Origin of the sequence: Leifsonia sp. SIMBA_070, from assembly GCF_046534635.1 — a bacterium.
Classification (GTDB): domain Bacteria; phylum Actinomycetota; class Actinomycetes; order Actinomycetales; family Microbacteriaceae; genus Leifsonia.
Map to the genome: position 1 here is coordinate 1 of NZ_JAWRYK010000751.1, position 246 is coordinate 246.

The 246-nt window shown below is 68.3% G+C and carries 1 protein-coding gene; it reads left to right on the forward strand.

The features are described from left to right. A partial coding sequence (locus SB754_RS22245; RefSeq protein WP_410784454.1) for a hypothetical protein occupies positions 1 to 246 on the forward strand: 246 nt, incomplete at both ends.

A 246-nucleotide genomic window follows, 5' to 3' on the forward strand; every position in this document is an offset into this window, starting at 1 on the left:
GCGGCGACAACGTCGCGTCGAACTTCCTCGTGCCGAACGGAACGACGCCGCCCGAGGAATGCCTCGACGGCAACTGCACGGTGACCCCGATCGGCCGGGTCCTGGCCGCGAAGTCGTCGGATCCCGAGAGCGGTTCGGCCGTGGTCGCGGATCAGATCGTGACCTACACGCTCTCGTTCGAGAACGACGGGCATGCGGCCGCCGACGTGCACTACGTCGACGACCTCGCCGGCGTGCTCGATGACG